Raw genomic sequence first — 16,173 nt, 5'->3', positions numbered from 1 at the left:
ATGCCCGCAGTTTAACGCGAGACGGCAGCGACCCCGCCTGCAGCGCCAGTCGCTTCGGCGGTCTTGAACGCGACCGGAACGCCAGCGGATACACCCGACACGCGGTCGCCGCGTACGATCAGATGGAAAGCCTGGCCCGACGGATATCGGCGACCGTCGATCACCTGGCGCTCGCCCTGCTGCGTCGACGTGTAGACGTAGGTGCTGCCCTCATGGACGAAGCTCTGCTTGCTCTCGGCGGCCATGCCGATGGTCGACGTGAGGGCGGCGGCGGCTGCTACGATGATCTTGATGGTGTTGCGCATGATCGTGTCTCCCGCGTGTTGCGTTGAGCCGGATCAGGTCCTGTCCCAACTCTCGATACGAGAAATATTGCAGTGCAGCATAAACGGCAATTGCAAAGCAGACGGTCGCGGTTGCAGCTTCTGCAACGGCAGATATCGTGCGTCCAGGCGGGCGGATCAGCTCGACGCGGGATAAAAATTGAGCGTCGCCTCGCTATCGGCTAAAGCGCTCGCTTCCTTACGATACCGGAATTACCATGACGCTCTACGCCCGTTTCGCCGCGCATATCGATGCGGCGCTCGACATCCTTACCGAAGCGGGAACACTGCCGGCTGGGCTCGACCGCAAGAACGTCACGGTCGAGCCGCCGCGCGACACGAGCCACGGCGATCTCGCGACCAATGCTGCGATGGTGCTCGCCAAGCCCGCCAAGACCAATCCGCGCGTGCTGGCCGATGCGCTGGTCGCCGAGCTTTCGAAGCTTGAGGACGTCGCGTCGGCGAGCGTCGCGGGACCCGGCTTCATCAACATGAAGCTAACGGACGACGCCTGGCGCGCTGAACTAGCTGCGATCCCGGCGGCCGGTGCCGATTACGGCCGGTCTACACAAGGCGCGGGGATCACCGTCAATATCGAGTATGTCTCGGCCAACCCAACCGGACCGATGCACATGGGGCATTGTCGCGGTGCGGTGGTCGGCGATGCGCTCGCGAGCTTGCTCGAGTTTGCCGGCCACAAGGTGATCCGCGAATATTACGTCAACGACGCGGGCGGCCAGGTCGACGTGCTCGCACGCTCGGTCCACCTGCGCTACCGCGAGGCGCTCGGCGAGACCGTCGAGATCCCGGAGGGTCTGTATCCGGGCGACTATCTCGTCCCCGTCGGCCAGTCGCTCGCAAAGGAATTCGGCGACCGCTACGTCGGCGCGCCCGAGAGCGAGTGGCTCGCGATCTTCCGCACGCAGGCGGTCGCCGCGATGATGGTGATGATCCGGGCCGATCTCGCCTTGCTCGGGATCGAGCACGAAGTGTTCGCGTCAGAGGCCGAACTCCAGGCTGCAAAGAAGCCCGAGGCGGCCGAGGCGGAACTGCGAGCGCGCGATCTCGTCTATGACGGCGTGCTCGAAGCGCCGAAGGGCGAAACCCCCGACGATTGGGAGCCGGTGGAGCTGCCGCTGTTCCGCTCGTCGCAGTTCGGTGATGACCAGGATCGCCCGATCAAGAAATCGAACGGGTCATGGACCTATTTCGGCGCCGATCTCGCCTATCATTTCCAGAAGAGCCAGAGTGCCGATCAGCTGATCGACATCTGGGGTGCGGATCACGGTGGTACGGTCAAGCGGATCGTCGCGGCGGTCGAGGCGCTGACAGGCGGCAAGACGCGGTTCGACGTGAAGCTCGTCCAGATGGTCCGGCTGTTGCGCAACGGCGAGCCGGTCAAGATGTCGAAGCGCTCGGGCAACTTCGTTACCTTGGCAGACGTCGTACGCGAAGTCGGCAAGGACGTCGTGCGCTTCACGATGCTGACGCGGCGATCGGATGCGCAGATGGATTTCGACTTCGCCAAGGTGGTCGAGGCGTCGAAGGACAATCCGGTTTTCTACGTTCAGTACGCGCATGCGCGCATCGCATCGCTGCACCGGCGCGCGGAAGAGGCAGGAATTACACCTATTTCTGCCGACCTGTCCCGGCTTGATACGGACGAACTGGCGCTGGTGCAGCTTGCGGCGCAGTTCCCGCGGCTCGTGGAGACCGCTTCGACGGCGCGCGAACCGCATAGAATTGCCTTCTATCTCTATGAATTGGCGGCCGCGTTCCACGCGTTGTGGAATGTCGGCAACGACCGTCCCGATCGTCGCTTCCTGGTGATCGAGGATCCTCAGGCAACCGCAGCACGGCTTTTCTTGGCGTCCGCCATAGGGCAGATTATTCATAACGGCCTCGCCATCATGGGTGTCGAAGCGGTTTCGGAGATGAAGTGATGGCCGACAACATGGATCTGCGCGAGGAAGACCGGCTCCCCTGGCTCGAAACGGTCGAGCCGGACGAGACGGAAACGGTCGGTATCGGCCGCGTCATCGCGCTCGTCGTACTCGGCCTCGCGGTGCTCGCGGCGATCATCTTCGGCATCTACAAGCTGCAGCAACGCGCGCCGACGGGCGACGGCCAGCTGATTGCCGCCCAGGAAGGCGCCTACAAGGTCAAGCCCGACGACGCCGGTGGCCTCAAGGTCAAGGGCGAGGGCGACTCGGCGATCGCGACCAGCGCGGGGAAGTCGGGCAACGGCGCGATCGACCTGCGCGGCGTGCCGGAAGCGCCGGTCGACGGCAAACGTGCCGTCGCAGCCAAGACCGATGACGCGGCCGGTCGCAACGCGGTCGCGCAGGTGCCGGCGTCGGGCGGCCGGCTGGTCGCTGCGGCACCCCTGGCACCGTCGAAGCCTAATGGCGCTGGCACGGCCGCCGGCGGTTCGCTGGTCCAGCTGGGCGCGTATCCGAGCGAAGCGGTCGCCAACGCGGCCTGGGCGAATTTCTCAAAGCGGTTCGCGTATGTCGGCGCGCTCGGCAAGTCGGTCCAGCCAGTCGCGACGGGAGGGCGAACTCTATATCGTCTGCGGGTGAATGCGGGCAGCGCGAACCAGGCGGCGGATATCTGCGGCCGGTTGCGGGTCGCTGGCGAGACATGCTTCGTCGCTAGCTGACGCTGGTGGCTGGTCGAGCACGAGCGCGATCAGCCAGCCGCGGATCGCGTCTGAATGCCGGTTGCGATAAGCCCGGGCTTGAGTGCGGTTCGACGGCTCGGTGAATGACCGTTCCGAAGTGGCTCGTGGAGAGCAGTTGTGGGGCGGTCTTACGCTTCGCTAACTCTCGGGCTGGGATATGCGCAGAAAAACTAGCGTCCGCGCGCCGCATTTTCAGGGCGACACGCGGGGCAAATCGTTCCGGATGCGCTCGATTTACGCTTGTACGTAGCGTGCCGTGGCGCTCGCCATGGTGGCGCAACGTCGCCTATCTCGCCTTGCCTCGCGATACGCGAGGGCATTACACCGAACGACGATGCTTCCCACCGTATTTACGGCCGATATAGTCGCCGATCTGAGCGACTTCGGTTGCCGCGGCACGCGCGCCGTCCACCTGGCAGGGAAGCGGATCGTTGTCGTGATTGGCGACCCGGGCCTGTACCTTGTCGCACAACTCTTCGATATCCGCGCGTGACAAGACGTTCTTCTCGCGCAGCAGGCATATCAGGCTCTGCAGGATGACGAGGTTCTTGTCCTCGGGATCCGCTTCGAGCTTCAGGGACGTTGCCATCATCTCTCTCCTTGACCGATTTCGACAGACTATGCCTATCAGCGTGGGTTGCAACCCATAAAACGCAAAGCATACCTGTTACTCAAAAGATATCGACCGGGCGCTATTCTGAGAAGCGTGCTGGAAAAGTTGGACGTACCGGATCGGCTATAGCTCGCCGTCCCGGCGACATCCGCTTCGATCTTGACGGTGACGAGGCTGGAGCGAACCAGCATTCGAAAGGCGACCGGTTGCGGGGTGACGGAACGGGTTGGCGTGCTTATCTCTAAGCCATGTACAAACCAAAAGCCGGTCTTCCGACGCGCGAGCAGATCCTCGACTTCATCGCCACCTCCGACGTGCCTGCGGGCAAGCGCGAGATCGCCAAGGGCTTCGGGCTCAGCGCGCAGGACAAGATCGGGTTGAAGGCGCTCCTGAAAGACATGGCCGACGACGGGCTGATCGACAGCGCCCCCGGTCGCGCGTTTCACAAGATGGGCGGCATTCCGAAGGTGACGGTGCTGCGGATCGCCGACGTAGACGATGGCGGCAACGTTTGGGCGGTGCCCGAGCGCTGGGAAGCGGAAGGCGTGCCGCCGCCACGATTGCGCGTACGCGAACGAAAGCGCGGTGCGCTCGGCGTCGGCGAGCGGATCCTCGCGCGGACCGAGGAGGCCGGGAACGGCTGGATCGCGCATCCGATGAAGGTGCTGGCGCCGGCGTCCGAGCAAGTCTTGGGCGTTTTGCGTGAAGAGGCCGGGCGGCTGTGGCTGACCGGCGTGGACAAGCGCGAGCGGCGCGAGTTCGCGGTGGCGGATGCGGGTGGTGCGGCGCCGGGCGACCTCGTGCTGGCCGAACTCGCGGGCAAGCCGCCCAAGATCGCCGCGCGTGTCGTGTCGAAGCTCGGCGATCCGTTTGCGGCGCGCAGCTTCTCGCTGATCGCGATCCACAAGCTCGGGATTCCCGACGTGTTTTCGCAGGAGGCGCTAGACGAGGCGGAGCGCGTGTCGAAGCTTCCGCTCGGGGAGGGCCGTGAGGATCTGCGCGACCTGCCGATCGTGGCGATCGATCCGGAGGACGCGCGCGATCACGACGATGCGGTATGGGCGGAGGCGGACGACGATCCCTCCAACGCGGGCGGATGGAAGGCGATCGTCGCGATCGCCGATGTCAGCTTCTACGTGCGACCCAAGTCCGAGGTCGACCGCGAGGCGCGTCGACGTGGCAACTCGGTGTATTTCCCGGACCGCGTGGTGCCGATGCTGCCCGAAATCCTCTCGGCGGAGGTGTGTTCGCTGAAGGAGGGTGCGGACCGTGCGGCGCTCGCGTGCCATCTGCGGATCGGTAAGGATGGCTCGCTGAAGTCGTGGCGCTTCACGCGGGCGGTCGTGCGGATTGCGGCGAACCTCGCCTATGAAGAAGCGCAGGCGATCATCGACGCGTCCTCCCCTCCCGTCTTGCGGGAGGAGTCGGGGGAGGGCGGTGCCCCGCTCGATGCAGCCGAGAGTCAGGAAGCCCCTCCCCCGACCCCTCCCGTAGACGGGAGGGGAGATATGCTGGCCTTGCTGCAGCCGCTTTGGGCTTGCTGGCACGCGTTGGCCAAGGCCCGCGATGCGCGTGCGCCGCTTGATCTCGATCTTCCCGAACGCCGGGTCGTGCTCGACGAGAAGGGCCGCATCATGTCGGTGTCTCCGCGCGAACGCCTCGACGCGCACCGGTTGATCGAGGATTACATGATCGCCGCCAACGTCGCCGCCGCCAAGGCGCTGGAGGCGAAGAAGGCCCCCGTGATGTACCGCATCCACGAGCCACCGAGCCGCGAGAAGCTCGCTGCGCTGAAGGAGTATCTCGAGACGTTCGACGTGCCCTTCGCGCTCGGACAGGTCGTCCGGCCGGCGACGTTCAACCACATCATCGAGCGGATCGGCGATGCGGATTTCCGGCCGCAGGTTATGGAACAGATCCTCCGCACGCAGACCCAGGCCTATTACGCGCCCGGCAATCATGGGCATTTCGGGCTTAGTCTTGGCAGTTACGCGCACTTCACCTCGCCGATCCGGCGTTATGCCGATCTGCTCGTCCACCGCTCGCTGGTGTCCGCCTATGGGCTCGGCGAGGGCGGATTGCCGGCTGACGACGCCGCCAACATGGAGTCGGTCGGTGAGATCATCAGCCGGCTCGAGCGCCGCGCGATGGAAGCCGAGCGCGATACCACCGACCGCTACGTCGCGGCATTCCTGTCGGAGCGCGTCGGCCAGGTGATGGACGTGCGGATCACCGGCGTGACCAATTTCGGCTTCTTCGCGACGGTCGACGGGATCGGCGGCGACGGGCTGATGCCGGTACGCGACCTGGGCGGCGAGTATTTCCGCTTCGACGAGGGCGCCCGCACGCTGATCGGCGAACATAGCGGCGACGTCTACGCGCAAGGCCAGACGCTGGAGCTGCGGCTGGCGGAAGCGAACCCGGTATCGGGCGCGCTGCGTTTCGAGATGCCGGAGGGGAAGGGCGCGGCTCAGCCTCCCCGTGGCGGCCGCAAGCCGGTGCGCGAGATCAAGCGGCGCGGTCGCCCCGCGAACATCCGCCATCAGGGCAAGCGGCGTTAGGAATTGCGCAAACCCCCCGCGCTATGCGAGATCGGCGCGGGGGGAAATGCAATGCGGGGACTTATTCTAGGCCGATCGCGGCGTCGGATCGTCAACGATTTCGTCGCGGCGCGGGCAACATCGCCGGACCGCGCCATCGCCTATGTCGCGAAGGACGCACGGATATTCCGCCATCTCCGCGTCTATGGCGCGATCGTCGACGACGGGGCGGGGCGCTATCATCTCGATGCGCGCAAACTCGGCGCATTTCGTACCGCGGTACGCCTCAGGGCAGCGGCGGTCGTCGGCGTATCGGGCGTGGCCGCGAGCGTCGCAGCGGCCGCGACGGTCTTCGCGCTTGCCGAATAAGATTTCCCCGGAGACGCCGCGCTCCGTCGGCATGCCGATGGCGTTGCGGCCGCACCGAATTCGCGGAATCGTCCCCGCGCTGTTTCTCGCGCGGCATGCGATCGGACCCGCCGATGCGATCGCCTTCCACCCTCGCGACCCGCGTGAGCAGGCCGCGTTCGATCGCCTACGCGCAAGTGGCCTGGTCCGTGAAATCGCGCCGGGCCGCTTCTATTTCGATCTCGACGCGCATTATGCCGCGGTTGAGCGACGCCGGCGCCTCCTCGTGCCGATCGCGATCGTCGCATCGCTTGTGATCGCCTGCATCGCGACGCGGTTCTTCCGGGGTTGATCAGCCGACGGTAAAGGTCAGCCCCGCCTTGGCGACCAGCCGATCGTGCAGTTTCGCGCCCATCAGCGCCCCCGGCGTCCAGATCCCGCCATCGCCCTCGACGTCCTGCACGAGGCACAGCGCGGCTTCCGCGATCATCTTGCTGGTCGAGCCATAGCCGGGATCGCGGTCGCCCGTGACGACCGCGTCGATCCGCTCGCCATCCGGCATGATGCCGACGAACAACAGGTCGTAATGCCCGGCATCGCGTTCCGCCTTCGACGGCCCTTCGCCCGGCTTCGGCCCCTTCTCGCCGGCGAAGGGATTGAACTTCGCGATCGCCTCAGCCGCCACCTTGCCGAGATCGCCAAGCCCCGCGACCATCATCTCGTCATAGACGAACTCCGCGCCATACGCCTCGCCGAGCAGGAAGTTGGTGCGGTGGACATTCTTTGTGTTGATCGGCGCCATCACGAACGGCGCGACCCAGGCGGAGATGGTCGTGTCGTATTCCGGGATCAGCCCGCTCGGCTGGTGCGGTCCGCTGAAGCCCGGCGTCAGCGCGAACGGGCTGGTCAGCAGCTTGACGATGCCGGGATCGCGCGCGGCGGCGGCGAGCGTCGCCTTGAGGCTGGCCGCGGTGCCGCCTGAGAACGTGCCCTGCATTTTCCGCACGCGGCCTTTCACGCGCGGCGCAGGGGTGCCGTATTTGGCCTTCGCCGCCTCCTGCAAGGTCAGCACGCCGAGATCGAACGGGATGGAATCGAACCCACACGAGAACACGATCCGTGCGCCGGTCCGTGTCGCTTCGCCTTCGTGCGCATCGATCATGTGGCGCATCCATGCGGGCTCGCCGCACAGGTCGACATAGCCGGTCCCGGTCGCGGCGCAGGCGGCGACGAGGTCGGAGCCGTAGAGTTGGTACGGACCGACCGTGGAAATGACGACGGTGGCACGCTCTGCCATCGCGCGCAGGCTCGCAGGATTATCGGAATCGGCGGTAATCAGCGGCGTGTCGGCGGGCGCACCGATCAGGTCGCGGACCTCCTGCAACTTTGCCAGCGAACGCCCGGCCATCGCCCACCGAACGCCCGTCGGATAAGTCTGGACGAGGTACTCCGCGACCAGTCGACCGGTGAACCCGGTCGCACCGTAGATGACGATATCGAAGTCGCGCATATCCACCTCCTGTTTCGCCGAGTTTGCGCGCGCGGGCGCGTGGTCGCAAGTGAAACGCCATCGGAGGTGTGGCTCGCCATGCGCGCACCGATCTGCGAGGATCGCCTAATGGCATCAGATCGCAAAACCGTCGCGTTCATCGTCGACCAGCTCGCCGCAGCGGGGGATGTCTTGGCCAAGCCGATGTTCGGCGAATACGGCATCTATTGCGATGGCAGGATGGTCGCCATGGTCTGCGACGACCAGTTGTTCGTGAAGCCCACCGCCGGTGGCCGCGCGTTTGCGGGTGCGATCGAGGAAGCGCCGCCATATCCGGGCGCGAAACCGTGCCTGCTGGTCGACGCCGACCGTTGGGACGATGCAGAATGGCTAGTCGAACTCGTCCGCATCTCGACTGCGGAATTGCCGATGCCAAAACCGAAAAAGCCCAAGGTAAAGAGGGGCTAGGCGGATCGATGTTCAGCGGTTACAGGTCATGACAGCCCCAATAGCGCCGTCCCCCCGGACTGGTTTGGCGGCTATGATTCCGAGCAACTAAGATTTGTTTCCCCGCGAAGGCGGGGACCCAGACTGGGCTCCCGCCTTCGCGGGAGAACAAGGAAGAGCGGACTGTCGTTCGAACGCGGCCGCGTCCCCGTCATCCGGCTGATAAGTCATCCGGATATACGTCATCCCGGAGATAGGCGCGAAAGAGCTAGAGGTGGCGGAGCGGTTTTGGCATGGCTTCGGATCGATCCGAGCGCCTGCGATCGGCCCTACGCCGCCTCGTTGAACTGCAGGCTCGCCAATCGCGCGTACAACCCGCTGTTGGTCATCAGCGACCCGTGCGAGCCCTCTTCGACGATCTGCCCGTCGCTCATCACGATAATCCGCTCGGCCGCGCGGACGGTGGCGAGGCGGTGCGCGATGACCAGCGTGGTGCGGTTCGCCATCAGCCGCTCGAGCGCTTCCTGCACCAGCCGCTCGCTTTCCGCATCGAGCGCACTCGTCGCCTCGTCGAGCAGCAGGATCGGCGCATCGCGGAGCAGGGCACGGGCGATCGTCACGCGCTGACGCTGGCCGCCGGACAAACGCGCGCCGCCTTCGCCGAGGAAGGTGTCGAGGCCTTCGGGCAGCTTGCGTAGGAACTCGGCGGCGTTGGCGGCTTCGGCGGCGGCCCAGAGCTGGTCGTCGGTCGCGGACCAGTCGCCATAACGCAGGTTGTCGCGCGCCGAGGCGCCGAAGATGATCGTCTCCTGCGGCACCATCGCGATCCGCGCGCGGACCTCCGCCGGATCGGCATCGCGCAGGTCGATTCCGTCGAGCGTCACGCGGCCGGCGTCGGGATCGTAGAAGCGCTGGACCAGCTGGAACAAGGTGGTCTTGCCTGCACCCGAGGGGCCGACGACCGCGACCGTCTCGCCGGGCTTCACGTCGAGGGAGAAGCCGTTGAGTGCGGCGACATCGCGGCGCGTCGGGTAGTGGAACTGCACGCCCTCGAACGCGAGCGCGCCACGCGGTGGCTGCGGCAGAGCGACCGGGTTGGCGGGCGCGGCGATCTCGGGCGTCTCCCTCAGTAGTTCGGACAGTCGTCCAGCAGCGCCAGCGCCGCGCAACAGGTCGCCATAGACTTCGGTCAGCGCACCGAACGCGCCCGCGACGATCCCGCCGGTCAGCACGAACGCGGCGATCGCGCCGCCGCTGATCCGCCCGGCGGCGACATCGATCGCGCCTTCCCACAGGACCAAGGTGATCGATCCGAACACGAGCCCGATCACGATGGCGGTCATCACCGCGCGCAACATGATCCGCGCACGGGCGGCGGCGAACGTGGCGCCTACTGCGTCCGCGAACCGCTTAGCCTCGCGGTTTTCCTGCCCGAACGCTTGGATGACCTTCATCGCGCCGAGCGTCTCGGTGGCAATCGAGCCCACATCGGCGACGCGGTCCTGCGACGTGCGCGAATAGTTGCGCACGCGTTTGCCGAGCAGCGCGATCGGCAGGATGATCAGAGGGATTCCGATCATCAGCATGCCGGCGAGCTTGGGCGAGATGGCGAACAGGTAGATCAGCCCGCCGATCCCGGTGAAGGTGTTGCGCAGCGCGATCGATACCGTGCTGCCGACAACCTGTTCGATCAAGGCCGTGTCGGAGGTCAGGCGCGACGCGATCTCGGACGGGCGGTTCTCCTCGAAGAAGCGCGGCGTTAGGCGGAGGAGGTGGCGCTGCACGGTGGTGCGGATGTCGGCGACGACGCGCTCGCCCAGCCACGAGACGTAATAGAAGCGCACCGCGGTCGCCAGCGCGAGCACGACGACGATCATCAGCAAATAGTGGAACGAGGTGCCGACCGAGCCACTCGCGCCGGGGCCGAAGCCGCGGTCGATCACCCGCTTGAACCCGTACGGGATGCCAATCGTCGCCGCCGACGTCATCATCAGCGCGAGCCCGGCAAAGGCGATCTGTCGGGGATATTGCGAGGCATGATGCCACACCATCGCAAGATCGCCGATCCGGCGGGACGTCTTCTCTTCGGGTATCGGCTTGGCCATGCGCGGTGCCTAGCAGTGGCCGGGGTGGCGCTCAACGAGAACCGGGTGACGCGATCGACCCGTGCTCCGGTCGCGTCAGAGGGAGCACCGATCGATCGCGCGTTGCACTGCGGCAAAATTGCGTTACCACCGTGCAAAGCCCGATGAGGCGAGAGGATACCGCATGCTCTACGATGCCTATGAATTCCAGCGTTCGATGATGGCCGGTGCCAGCAGGATGGCCAGTTTTGGCGCCGAAATGCTCAACAACCCGGCAAACCCGTTTGCCTATCTAGGCGGTGGCGCGGTGATTGGATCGGCCTTGGAAGTGTTCGCACACGCGAACGCGACCCGTGGAAAGCCTGCCTTTGGGCTCGACCAGACGACGATCGACGGCCGCGAGGTCGCGGTTCGCGAGGAGATCGTGCTGCGAAATAACTTCGGGCAACTGAAGCGCTTCGTGCGCGCCGATGACAATGGGGTCGTCGAGGGCGGTCCGAAGTTGCTGATCGTGGCGCCGATGTCGGGTCATTATGCCACGTTGCTGCGCGGAACGGTGGAGCGGATGCTGCCGTTCGCGGATGTGTACGTCACCGATTGGCGCGATGCGCGTAGCGTGCCGCTGTCGGCGGGGCGGTTCGATCTCGACGATTATATCGATTATGTGATCGAGTATCTCGAAACGATCGGCGCGAATGACGGGCAGGGCGGTACGCACATGCTCGCCGTCTGCCAGCCCTCGGTCCCCTGTTATGCTGCAGCCGCGCTGATGAGCGCGGACAAGAACCCGTGCCGTCCGAAGACGCTGACCATGATGGGCGGCCCCGTCGACACGCGTGAGGCGCCGACCGCGGTCAATACGCTGGCGACCGAGCGGCCGCATGCGTGGTTCGAGCAGAACGTGATCGCGACGGTCCCAGGCAATTATCCGGGCGCCGGGCGGAAGGTGTATCCCGGCTTCCTGCAACTCGCGGGGTTCATGTCGATGAATCTGGGCAATCACATGGTCTCGCATTGGGAGATGTATAAGCATCTCGTCCAGGGCGACGGCGAAAGCGCGTCGCAGAGCCAGGATTTCTATGAGGAATACCGCTCGGTCTGCGACATGACCGCGGAATTCTATCTCCAGACGATCGACGTCGTGTTCCAGAGCCATGCCTTGCCGCGCGGGATCATGACGCATCGCGGGCGGCTGGTCGATCCGGCGGCGATCACCGACATCGGGTTGCTAGCGGTCGAGGGGGAGCGCGACGACATTTCGGGGCTGGGTCAGACCAAGGCGGCGCTGACGCTCGCGACGGCGTTGCCAGACGACAAGAAGCGCTATCTAATGGCGGAAGGCGCCGGCCATTACGGCATCTTCAACGGCTCGCGCTGGCGGGACAAGATCGCGCCGGTGGTCGAAGAATTCATTACCGCAAACGGGTGATCTCTCACTAATGCCGTCACCCCAGCTTTCGCTGGGATGACGGGAGGGCGGTGGTTTGCCGCCCCCATGCCGGCGTCATGCGATCGAGTTCACCACTGCGTGGCTGCTCGACTCGTCACCGCGGATCGTGCCGCCGAACAGCATCTTGAGGCGACCGCCGACCGAGATATCGGTTTCCCAAAGCTCTGCGCTGTCGATGTCGAAGCGCAGGAGGGTCAGGTTGGGGTCTTCCTTGCCGCCCGGAAACCAGGCCTCGACCTGGTTGTTCCAGAGCTTGTCGATCTCGGCGCGGTCGTTGGACGTCGAGACGTTGCCCGCCATGCACGCGAAGAAGTCATGGCCCTTGCCGACGAACTGCGCCATCGCCGCGCCGCCCTTGGCGATACGGTTGTCGCGCCCGGCGAAGAAGAACAGCGTGTTGGGCTGATCCTCGTCGATCTGCGCGGTCATCGGCTCGGAATGCTGACCGTCATGCAGGCCGATCATCACGAACGGGCTGGCCTTCAACTTGTCGATGAACTTCGCTGCCACTTCCTGCGGGGTATCCTTGTCGGCCATCGTCATTCTCCTATTGGCTTGGATTGCCATTGAGAACGGGCGGGGCGGGGGTTGGTTGCGCGGGGGCGGCCGATCGGCGCACGCGATGCCGCTTGGTGATTGCGCATGCGACGCGTCATGGTGGCGGCGGCAGCAAGTCTGCTGTCGCACATGAAAGGATCGAGAATGTCTCTTGTCGATCTGTGTCTGATACTAGGCGTGCTCTTTGCCTTTGCGACCTTGGTCGTGAAGATCATCGAAGTGGCACGTCGAGGATAAGCACACGGGCGGGGTTCGAGCTGACACTCGGGCCCCAAACGCAGTTGAGCCCCGGCTGCTGACACAACCAGGGCTCGCACAGAAAGGCAAGAATGTCCTTTGCCGAAAGACTAGATATCCCTTCTCGAGATATCTTTCAAGATCACAGCACTTCGAACAGCCCCGCTGCGCCCATGCCGCCGCCGACGCACATCGTCACCACGACATACTTCGCGCCGCGACGCTTGCCCTCGATCAGCGCGTGGCCGGTCGCGCGGGCGCCGGTCATGCCGTAGGGGTGGCCGATCGAGATCGCGCCGCCGCTGACGTTGAGCAGCTCGTCGGGGATGCCGAGCATGTCGCGGCAATAGAGGACCTGTACCGCGAACGCCTCGTTCAGCTCCCACAGACCGATATCGTCCATCTTCAGGCCGAAGCGCTTGAGCAGCTTGGGGATCGCGACGATCGGGCCGATCCCCATCTCGTCGGGCTCGGTGCCGCCGACCGCCATGCCGACATAGCGACCGAGCGGCTGGAGACCGCGCTGCGAGGCGATCTTCTCCTCCATTAGCACTGATGCCGACGATCCGTCGGACAGCTGCGACGCGTTGCCTGCGGTGACCGTGAAGTCGGGGCCCATCACAGCCTTCAGCGACTGGAGGCCTTCCAGCGTGGTGTCGGCGCGGTTGCCCTCGTCCTTGGTGACCGTCACGTCCTTGTACGTGACTTTCTTGGTCTCCTTGTTCACCAAGGCCATGTTGGCGTCGACCGGGATGATCTCCTGGTCGAAATAGCCGGCGGCCTGTGCGGCGGCGGTGCGCTGCTGCGACTGGAGCGCGTAGGCGTCCATCGCCTCGCGGCTGATACCGTAGCGCTTGGCGACCACCTCGGCGGTCTGCAGCATCGGCATGTAGACGTTCTGGTGCATCGCGATCAGCTGGGGATCGGGGGCGACGCGCATCTGCGGGGTCTGGACGAGGCTGATGCTCTCGACGCCGCCGCCGATCGTGATGTCCATGTTGTCGGTGATGATCTGCTTGGCGGCGGTGGCGATCGCCATGAGGCCCGACGCGCACTGGCGGTCGACCGACATGCCCGAGACGGTGACGGGGAGGCCGGCGCGGAGCAAGGAGGTGCGCGCGATGTTGCCGGCCTGGTGACCCTGCTGGAGCGCGCAGCCGAAGACGACGTCGTCGACTTCGGCGCCCTCGATGCCGGCACGCGCGACGGCGGCTTTGATCGAATGCGAGGCGAGGGTCGGCGAGGGGGTGTTGTTGAAGCCGCCGCGATAGGCGCGGCCGATGGGGGTGCGGGCGGTGGAGACGATGACGGCTGAGCGCATGATAAACCTCTCGAAAAGCAGGCGAATGGGGAAAGAAGATTAGGCCGGGTTAGGCCAAGATCGGTTATTTGGTGGGGGTGGGGTCGGAGGCAGGCGCGACGAAGACCTGGCTGAGCCATTCGGCTATCAGGGCGGGCTTGTCCTGACCCTCGATCTCTACGGTGAACTCCATCGATTGCTGCCACTGGCCAGGCTTTTTCTTGTTGAAACTCAATAGCTTGAACCGACCCCGGACCTTGCTGCCGGAGCGGACGGGGCTCAGGAAGCGGACCTTTTCGCCGCCGTAGTTCACGCCCATCATTGCGCCCTCGATCTGCGGCGCGTCTGGCACCTTCGACGACAATAGCGGCATCAGCGACAGCGTCAGGAAGCCGTGGGCGATCGTGCCGCCGAACGGGGTCTGCGCCGCGCGGACCGGATCGATGTGGATGAACTGGTGGTCGCCGGTCGCGTCGGCGAACGTGTCGATCATGGCTTGCGTGACCTCGACCCAGTCGGAGACCGTCTCGGTGCCGATGCGCTGCTGCATCTGCGCGGTGGTGATCGTCGCCACGGCATTCCCCTCAAAGCTCATTTGGCGCCAAGCGCTGAAATGTCTCTAGGCGTACAGGCAAGCGGATCGCAAGCCTCACCCAACCGGAAGCTGGAAAATGTCGACTGTCGTAACGTCCAATGCCCGTGATATCATCGCCAAGCTGTACCGCGCGAGCGAACCCGATGTTCTAAAACCGTTACTCGACCGCGCCGCGCTCGATTCGGACTCGCGCGAGCGGCTGATGGGGCACGCGTTGGGCCTGTTAGCGGGCCTAGTGAAGAACGAGCGTACTTATCAAGTCGGGCAAGTCCGATCGGCATAGCGGTCGATCCCGCCAGCTAAGTAGATCAGGCGGACATCGCTTCTGCGTCCGACCGCCGCCCTTCCGGATACGGCATCACCACCGACCCATCCGGCGCCGCCATCATGTTCACCTGCGTGGGGAAAGCGATCTCGATCTTCTCGTCGTTGAAGCGCTTCAGGATTGCGATGCCGACCGCCGTCCGGCCGTCGTAGAAGCTCGCATAATCCGGCCCCTTGCTGTCGAACTGCACCTCGAAGTCGAGGCTCGAAGCGCCAAACCCCGTGAAGCCTGCGCGGATGAAGATCTTGTCGTTGGCTTCGACGATCTCCTTGAGCATCGCGGGGATGCGCGAGCAGACTTCCGGAGGCGTCGAATAGGTGACGCCGATGAGGAATTTCGCGCGGCGGTGGTTGCGCTGCGTGTTGTTGAGGATTTCCTTGTTGAGGAGGTTCTTGTTCGAGATGACGCGCTCCTCGCCGTCGATCCCGCGGATGCGCGTTGATTTGAGGCCGATCGCCTCGACGTTGCCTGATGCCGTGTCGTAGCTGATCGAGTCTCCGCGGCGGAATGGCCGGTCGAAGATGATCGCTAGCGCGGCGAACAGGTCGGCGAAGATGCCTTGTGCCGCCAAGCCGATCGCGATGCCGCCTACGCCTAGACCCGCGACCAACCCGGTGACGTTGACGCCGAGATTGTCGAGCACCACCACCAGCGCGACCGCGAACACCACGAAGGTGACGAGCAGGCGGATCAGGCCCATCGCCGAGAGCAGGGCTTCACCCGAATAATGTTCGGACTGCGTGCGGTGCTCGATCGCGCCGAGGATGATCTCGCGCACCCATACCGCGGCTTGCAGCACGGCGGCGACGGTGAAGAGGAAGTTGATCGTCGTTGCGACTTCGCCGGGTGCGGCGGAATAGCCGGCGATCAGCTTGGCGGCGAGCATGACGATGAAGAAATTGCCGGTCCGCGCGATCGCCTTGCCGACGACGATGCCCCAGCCGTTGAGCGTGTGCGGCCGTTCGCACAATTTGCTACCGAACCGGCGCGCGGTGTGGAGGACGATAACGATCACCGCGCCGATCCCGAACGCGATCAAGATCTGTAACCAATAGGCCTGGATCCAGGCGAAACTCGCGGTGACGAAGCCCTGGGCCTGATCGCCGACGTCGCGGGCGCTGAAGGCAGGGTGCTTGGCGGCGGTGATGGTATTGGACGCGGTGGTATTGGACATGGGAATA

16 protein-coding genes are annotated in these 16,173 nt (G+C 64.9%); 8 read left to right on the top strand and 8 right to left on the bottom strand.

The window, feature by feature from the left end; genetic code table 11:
- Positions 1-11 precede the first annotated feature (11 nt).
- On the bottom strand, positions 12-305 hold the full coding sequence (locus tag AC1MLZ_RS06075; protein WP_480960855.1) for a hypothetical protein: 294 nt from the start codon (positions 303-305) through the stop codon (positions 12-14).
- 236 nt (positions 306-541) lie between these two features.
- Between AC1MLZ_RS06075 and argS the strand changes: the two genes are divergently transcribed.
- A complete protein-coding gene (gene argS / locus AC1MLZ_RS06070) occupies positions 542-2,266 on the top strand; it encodes an arginine--tRNA ligase (RefSeq protein ID WP_480960854.1) in 1,725 nt (574 codons plus the stop codon).
- On the top strand, positions 2,266-2,985 hold the full coding sequence (locus tag AC1MLZ_RS06065) for an SPOR domain-containing protein (RefSeq protein WP_480960853.1): 720 nt from the start codon (positions 2,266-2,268) through the stop codon (positions 2,983-2,985). Before argS ends, AC1MLZ_RS06065 begins: the two co-directional genes overlap by 1 nt.
- Positions 2,986-3,325: 340 nt before the next feature.
- On the opposite strand, the gene AC1MLZ_RS06060 is transcribed toward AC1MLZ_RS06065, so the two are convergent.
- The gene (locus AC1MLZ_RS06060) at positions 3,326-3,595 is read right to left on the bottom strand and encodes a hypothetical protein (protein ID WP_480960852.1); all 270 of its coding nucleotides are present in this window, start codon (positions 3,593-3,595) and stop codon (positions 3,326-3,328) included.
- Positions 3,596-3,867: 272 nt separating this feature from the next.
- On the opposite strand from AC1MLZ_RS06060, the gene AC1MLZ_RS06055 reads away from it, so the two are divergent.
- The 3 genes from AC1MLZ_RS06055 to AC1MLZ_RS06045 are packed head-to-tail and all read left to right on the top strand — an operon-like array spanning position 3,868 to position 6,859.
- Positions 3,868-6,180 (top strand): ribonuclease R family protein, encoded by a 2,313-nt coding sequence (locus AC1MLZ_RS06055; RefSeq protein WP_480960851.1) that lies wholly within the window; start codon positions 3,868-3,870, stop codon positions 6,178-6,180.
- A gap of 51 nt (positions 6,181-6,231) precedes the next feature.
- A complete protein-coding gene (locus AC1MLZ_RS06050; RefSeq protein ID WP_480960850.1) occupies positions 6,232-6,528 on the top strand; it encodes a hypothetical protein in 297 nt (98 codons plus the stop codon).
- On the top strand, positions 6,518-6,859 hold the full coding sequence (locus AC1MLZ_RS06045; protein ID WP_480960849.1) for a hypothetical protein: 342 nt from the start codon (positions 6,518-6,520) through the stop codon (positions 6,857-6,859). The genes AC1MLZ_RS06050 and AC1MLZ_RS06045 overlap by 11 nt, the downstream gene beginning before the upstream one ends.
- On the opposite strand, the gene AC1MLZ_RS06040 is transcribed toward AC1MLZ_RS06045, so the two are convergent.
- The gene (locus AC1MLZ_RS06040) at positions 6,860-8,017 is read right to left on the bottom strand and encodes a saccharopine dehydrogenase family protein (RefSeq protein ID WP_480960848.1); all 1,158 of its coding nucleotides are present in this window, start codon (positions 8,015-8,017) and stop codon (positions 6,860-6,862) included.
- Between the two features lie 108 nt (positions 8,018-8,125).
- Here AC1MLZ_RS06040 and AC1MLZ_RS06035 point away from each other — a divergent pair, with 108 nt between their 5' ends.
- A complete protein-coding gene (locus AC1MLZ_RS06035) occupies positions 8,126-8,464 on the top strand; it encodes a TfoX/Sxy family protein (RefSeq protein ID WP_480960847.1) in 339 nt (112 codons plus the stop codon).
- Between the two features lie 308 nt (positions 8,465-8,772).
- Here the strand turns inward: AC1MLZ_RS06035 and AC1MLZ_RS06030 are convergent, their stop codons facing one another.
- Complete coding sequence (locus tag AC1MLZ_RS06030) at positions 8,773-10,548, bottom strand: ABC transporter transmembrane domain-containing protein (RefSeq protein ID WP_480960846.1); 1,776 nt, start codon at positions 10,546-10,548, stop codon at positions 8,773-8,775.
- A 163-nt stretch (positions 10,549-10,711) separates the two neighbouring features.
- Between AC1MLZ_RS06030 and AC1MLZ_RS06025 the strand changes: the two genes are divergently transcribed.
- A complete protein-coding gene (locus AC1MLZ_RS06025) occupies positions 10,712-11,956 on the top strand; it encodes a polyhydroxyalkanoate depolymerase (protein WP_480960845.1) in 1,245 nt (414 codons plus the stop codon).
- A gap of 75 nt (positions 11,957-12,031) precedes the next feature.
- Here the strand turns inward: AC1MLZ_RS06025 and AC1MLZ_RS06020 are convergent, their stop codons facing one another.
- The 3 genes from AC1MLZ_RS06020 to AC1MLZ_RS06010 form a co-directional block, all read right to left on the bottom strand.
- Entirely contained in the window at positions 12,032-12,514 is a 483-nt protein-coding gene (locus AC1MLZ_RS06020; protein ID WP_480960844.1) for a pyridoxamine 5'-phosphate oxidase family protein, read from the bottom strand.
- Between the two features lie 400 nt (positions 12,515-12,914).
- Positions 12,915-14,093: an acetyl-CoA C-acyltransferase gene (locus AC1MLZ_RS06015; protein ID WP_480960843.1), complete on the bottom strand. Its 1,179-nt coding sequence runs from the start codon at positions 14,091-14,093 to the stop codon at positions 12,915-12,917.
- Between the two features lie 64 nt (positions 14,094-14,157).
- The gene (locus tag AC1MLZ_RS06010; protein ID WP_480960842.1) at positions 14,158-14,667 is read right to left on the bottom strand and encodes a MaoC family dehydratase; all 510 of its coding nucleotides are present in this window, start codon (positions 14,665-14,667) and stop codon (positions 14,158-14,160) included.
- 76 nt (positions 14,668-14,743) lie between these two features.
- Between AC1MLZ_RS06010 and AC1MLZ_RS06005 the strand changes: the two genes are divergently transcribed.
- Positions 14,744-14,950, top strand: a complete 207-nt coding sequence (locus tag AC1MLZ_RS06005) for a hypothetical protein (RefSeq protein WP_480960841.1) — start codon at positions 14,744-14,746, stop codon at positions 14,948-14,950.
- Between the two features lie 25 nt (positions 14,951-14,975).
- Here AC1MLZ_RS06005 and AC1MLZ_RS06000 read toward each other — a convergent pair whose 3' ends face one another.
- Positions 14,976-16,166 carry a mechanosensitive ion channel family protein gene (locus AC1MLZ_RS06000; protein ID WP_480960840.1) on the bottom strand — a complete coding sequence of 397 codons (1,191 nt, stop codon included), beginning with the start codon at positions 16,164-16,166 and terminating at the stop codon, positions 14,976-14,978.
- Positions 16,167-16,173 lie beyond the last annotated feature (7 nt).

The sequence above is a fragment of the Sphingomonas sp. PEI4 genome, assembly GCF_056679955.1.
This window is presented reverse-complemented; position numbering and strand designations above follow the sequence as displayed.

Bases quoted from the DNA above. Each gene is read 5' to 3' on its own strand.
- AC1MLZ_RS06075 (WP_480960855.1), bottom strand. From the start codon at position 305: ATGCGCAACACCATCAAGATCATCGTAGCAGCCGCCGCCGCCCTCACG.
- argS (WP_480960854.1), top strand. From the start codon at position 542: ATGACGCTCTACGCCCGTTTCGCCGCGCATATCGATGCGGCGCTCGAC.
- AC1MLZ_RS06065 (WP_480960853.1), top strand. From the start codon at position 2,266: ATGGCCGACAACATGGATCTGCGCGAGGAAGACCGGCTCCCCTGGCTC.
- AC1MLZ_RS06060 (WP_480960852.1), bottom strand. From the start codon at position 3,595: ATGGCAACGTCCCTGAAGCTCGAAGCGGATCCCGAGGACAAGAACCTC.
- AC1MLZ_RS06055 (WP_480960851.1), top strand. From the start codon at position 3,868: ATGTACAAACCAAAAGCCGGTCTTCCGACGCGCGAGCAGATCCTCGAC.
- AC1MLZ_RS06050 (WP_480960850.1), top strand. From the start codon at position 6,232: ATGCGGGGACTTATTCTAGGCCGATCGCGGCGTCGGATCGTCAACGAT.
- AC1MLZ_RS06040 (WP_480960848.1), bottom strand. From the start codon at position 8,017: ATGCGCGACTTCGATATCGTCATCTACGGTGCGACCGGGTTCACCGGT.
- AC1MLZ_RS06035 (WP_480960847.1), top strand. From the start codon at position 8,126: ATGGCATCAGATCGCAAAACCGTCGCGTTCATCGTCGACCAGCTCGCC.
- AC1MLZ_RS06030 (WP_480960846.1), bottom strand. From the start codon at position 10,548: ATGGCCAAGCCGATACCCGAAGAGAAGACGTCCCGCCGGATCGGCGAT.
- AC1MLZ_RS06025 (WP_480960845.1), top strand. From the start codon at position 10,712: ATGCTCTACGATGCCTATGAATTCCAGCGTTCGATGATGGCCGGTGCC.
- AC1MLZ_RS06020 (WP_480960844.1), bottom strand. From the start codon at position 12,514: ATGGCCGACAAGGATACCCCGCAGGAAGTGGCAGCGAAGTTCATCGAC.
- AC1MLZ_RS06015 (WP_480960843.1), bottom strand. From the start codon at position 14,093: ATGCGCTCAGCCGTCATCGTCTCCACCGCCCGCACCCCCATCGGCCGC.
- AC1MLZ_RS06010 (WP_480960842.1), bottom strand. From the start codon at position 14,667: ATGAGCTTTGAGGGGAATGCCGTGGCGACGATCACCACCGCGCAGATG.
- AC1MLZ_RS06005 (WP_480960841.1), top strand. From the start codon at position 14,744: ATGTCGACTGTCGTAACGTCCAATGCCCGTGATATCATCGCCAAGCTG.
- AC1MLZ_RS06000 (WP_480960840.1), bottom strand. From the start codon at position 16,166: ATGTCCAATACCACCGCGTCCAATACCATCACCGCCGCCAAGCACCCT.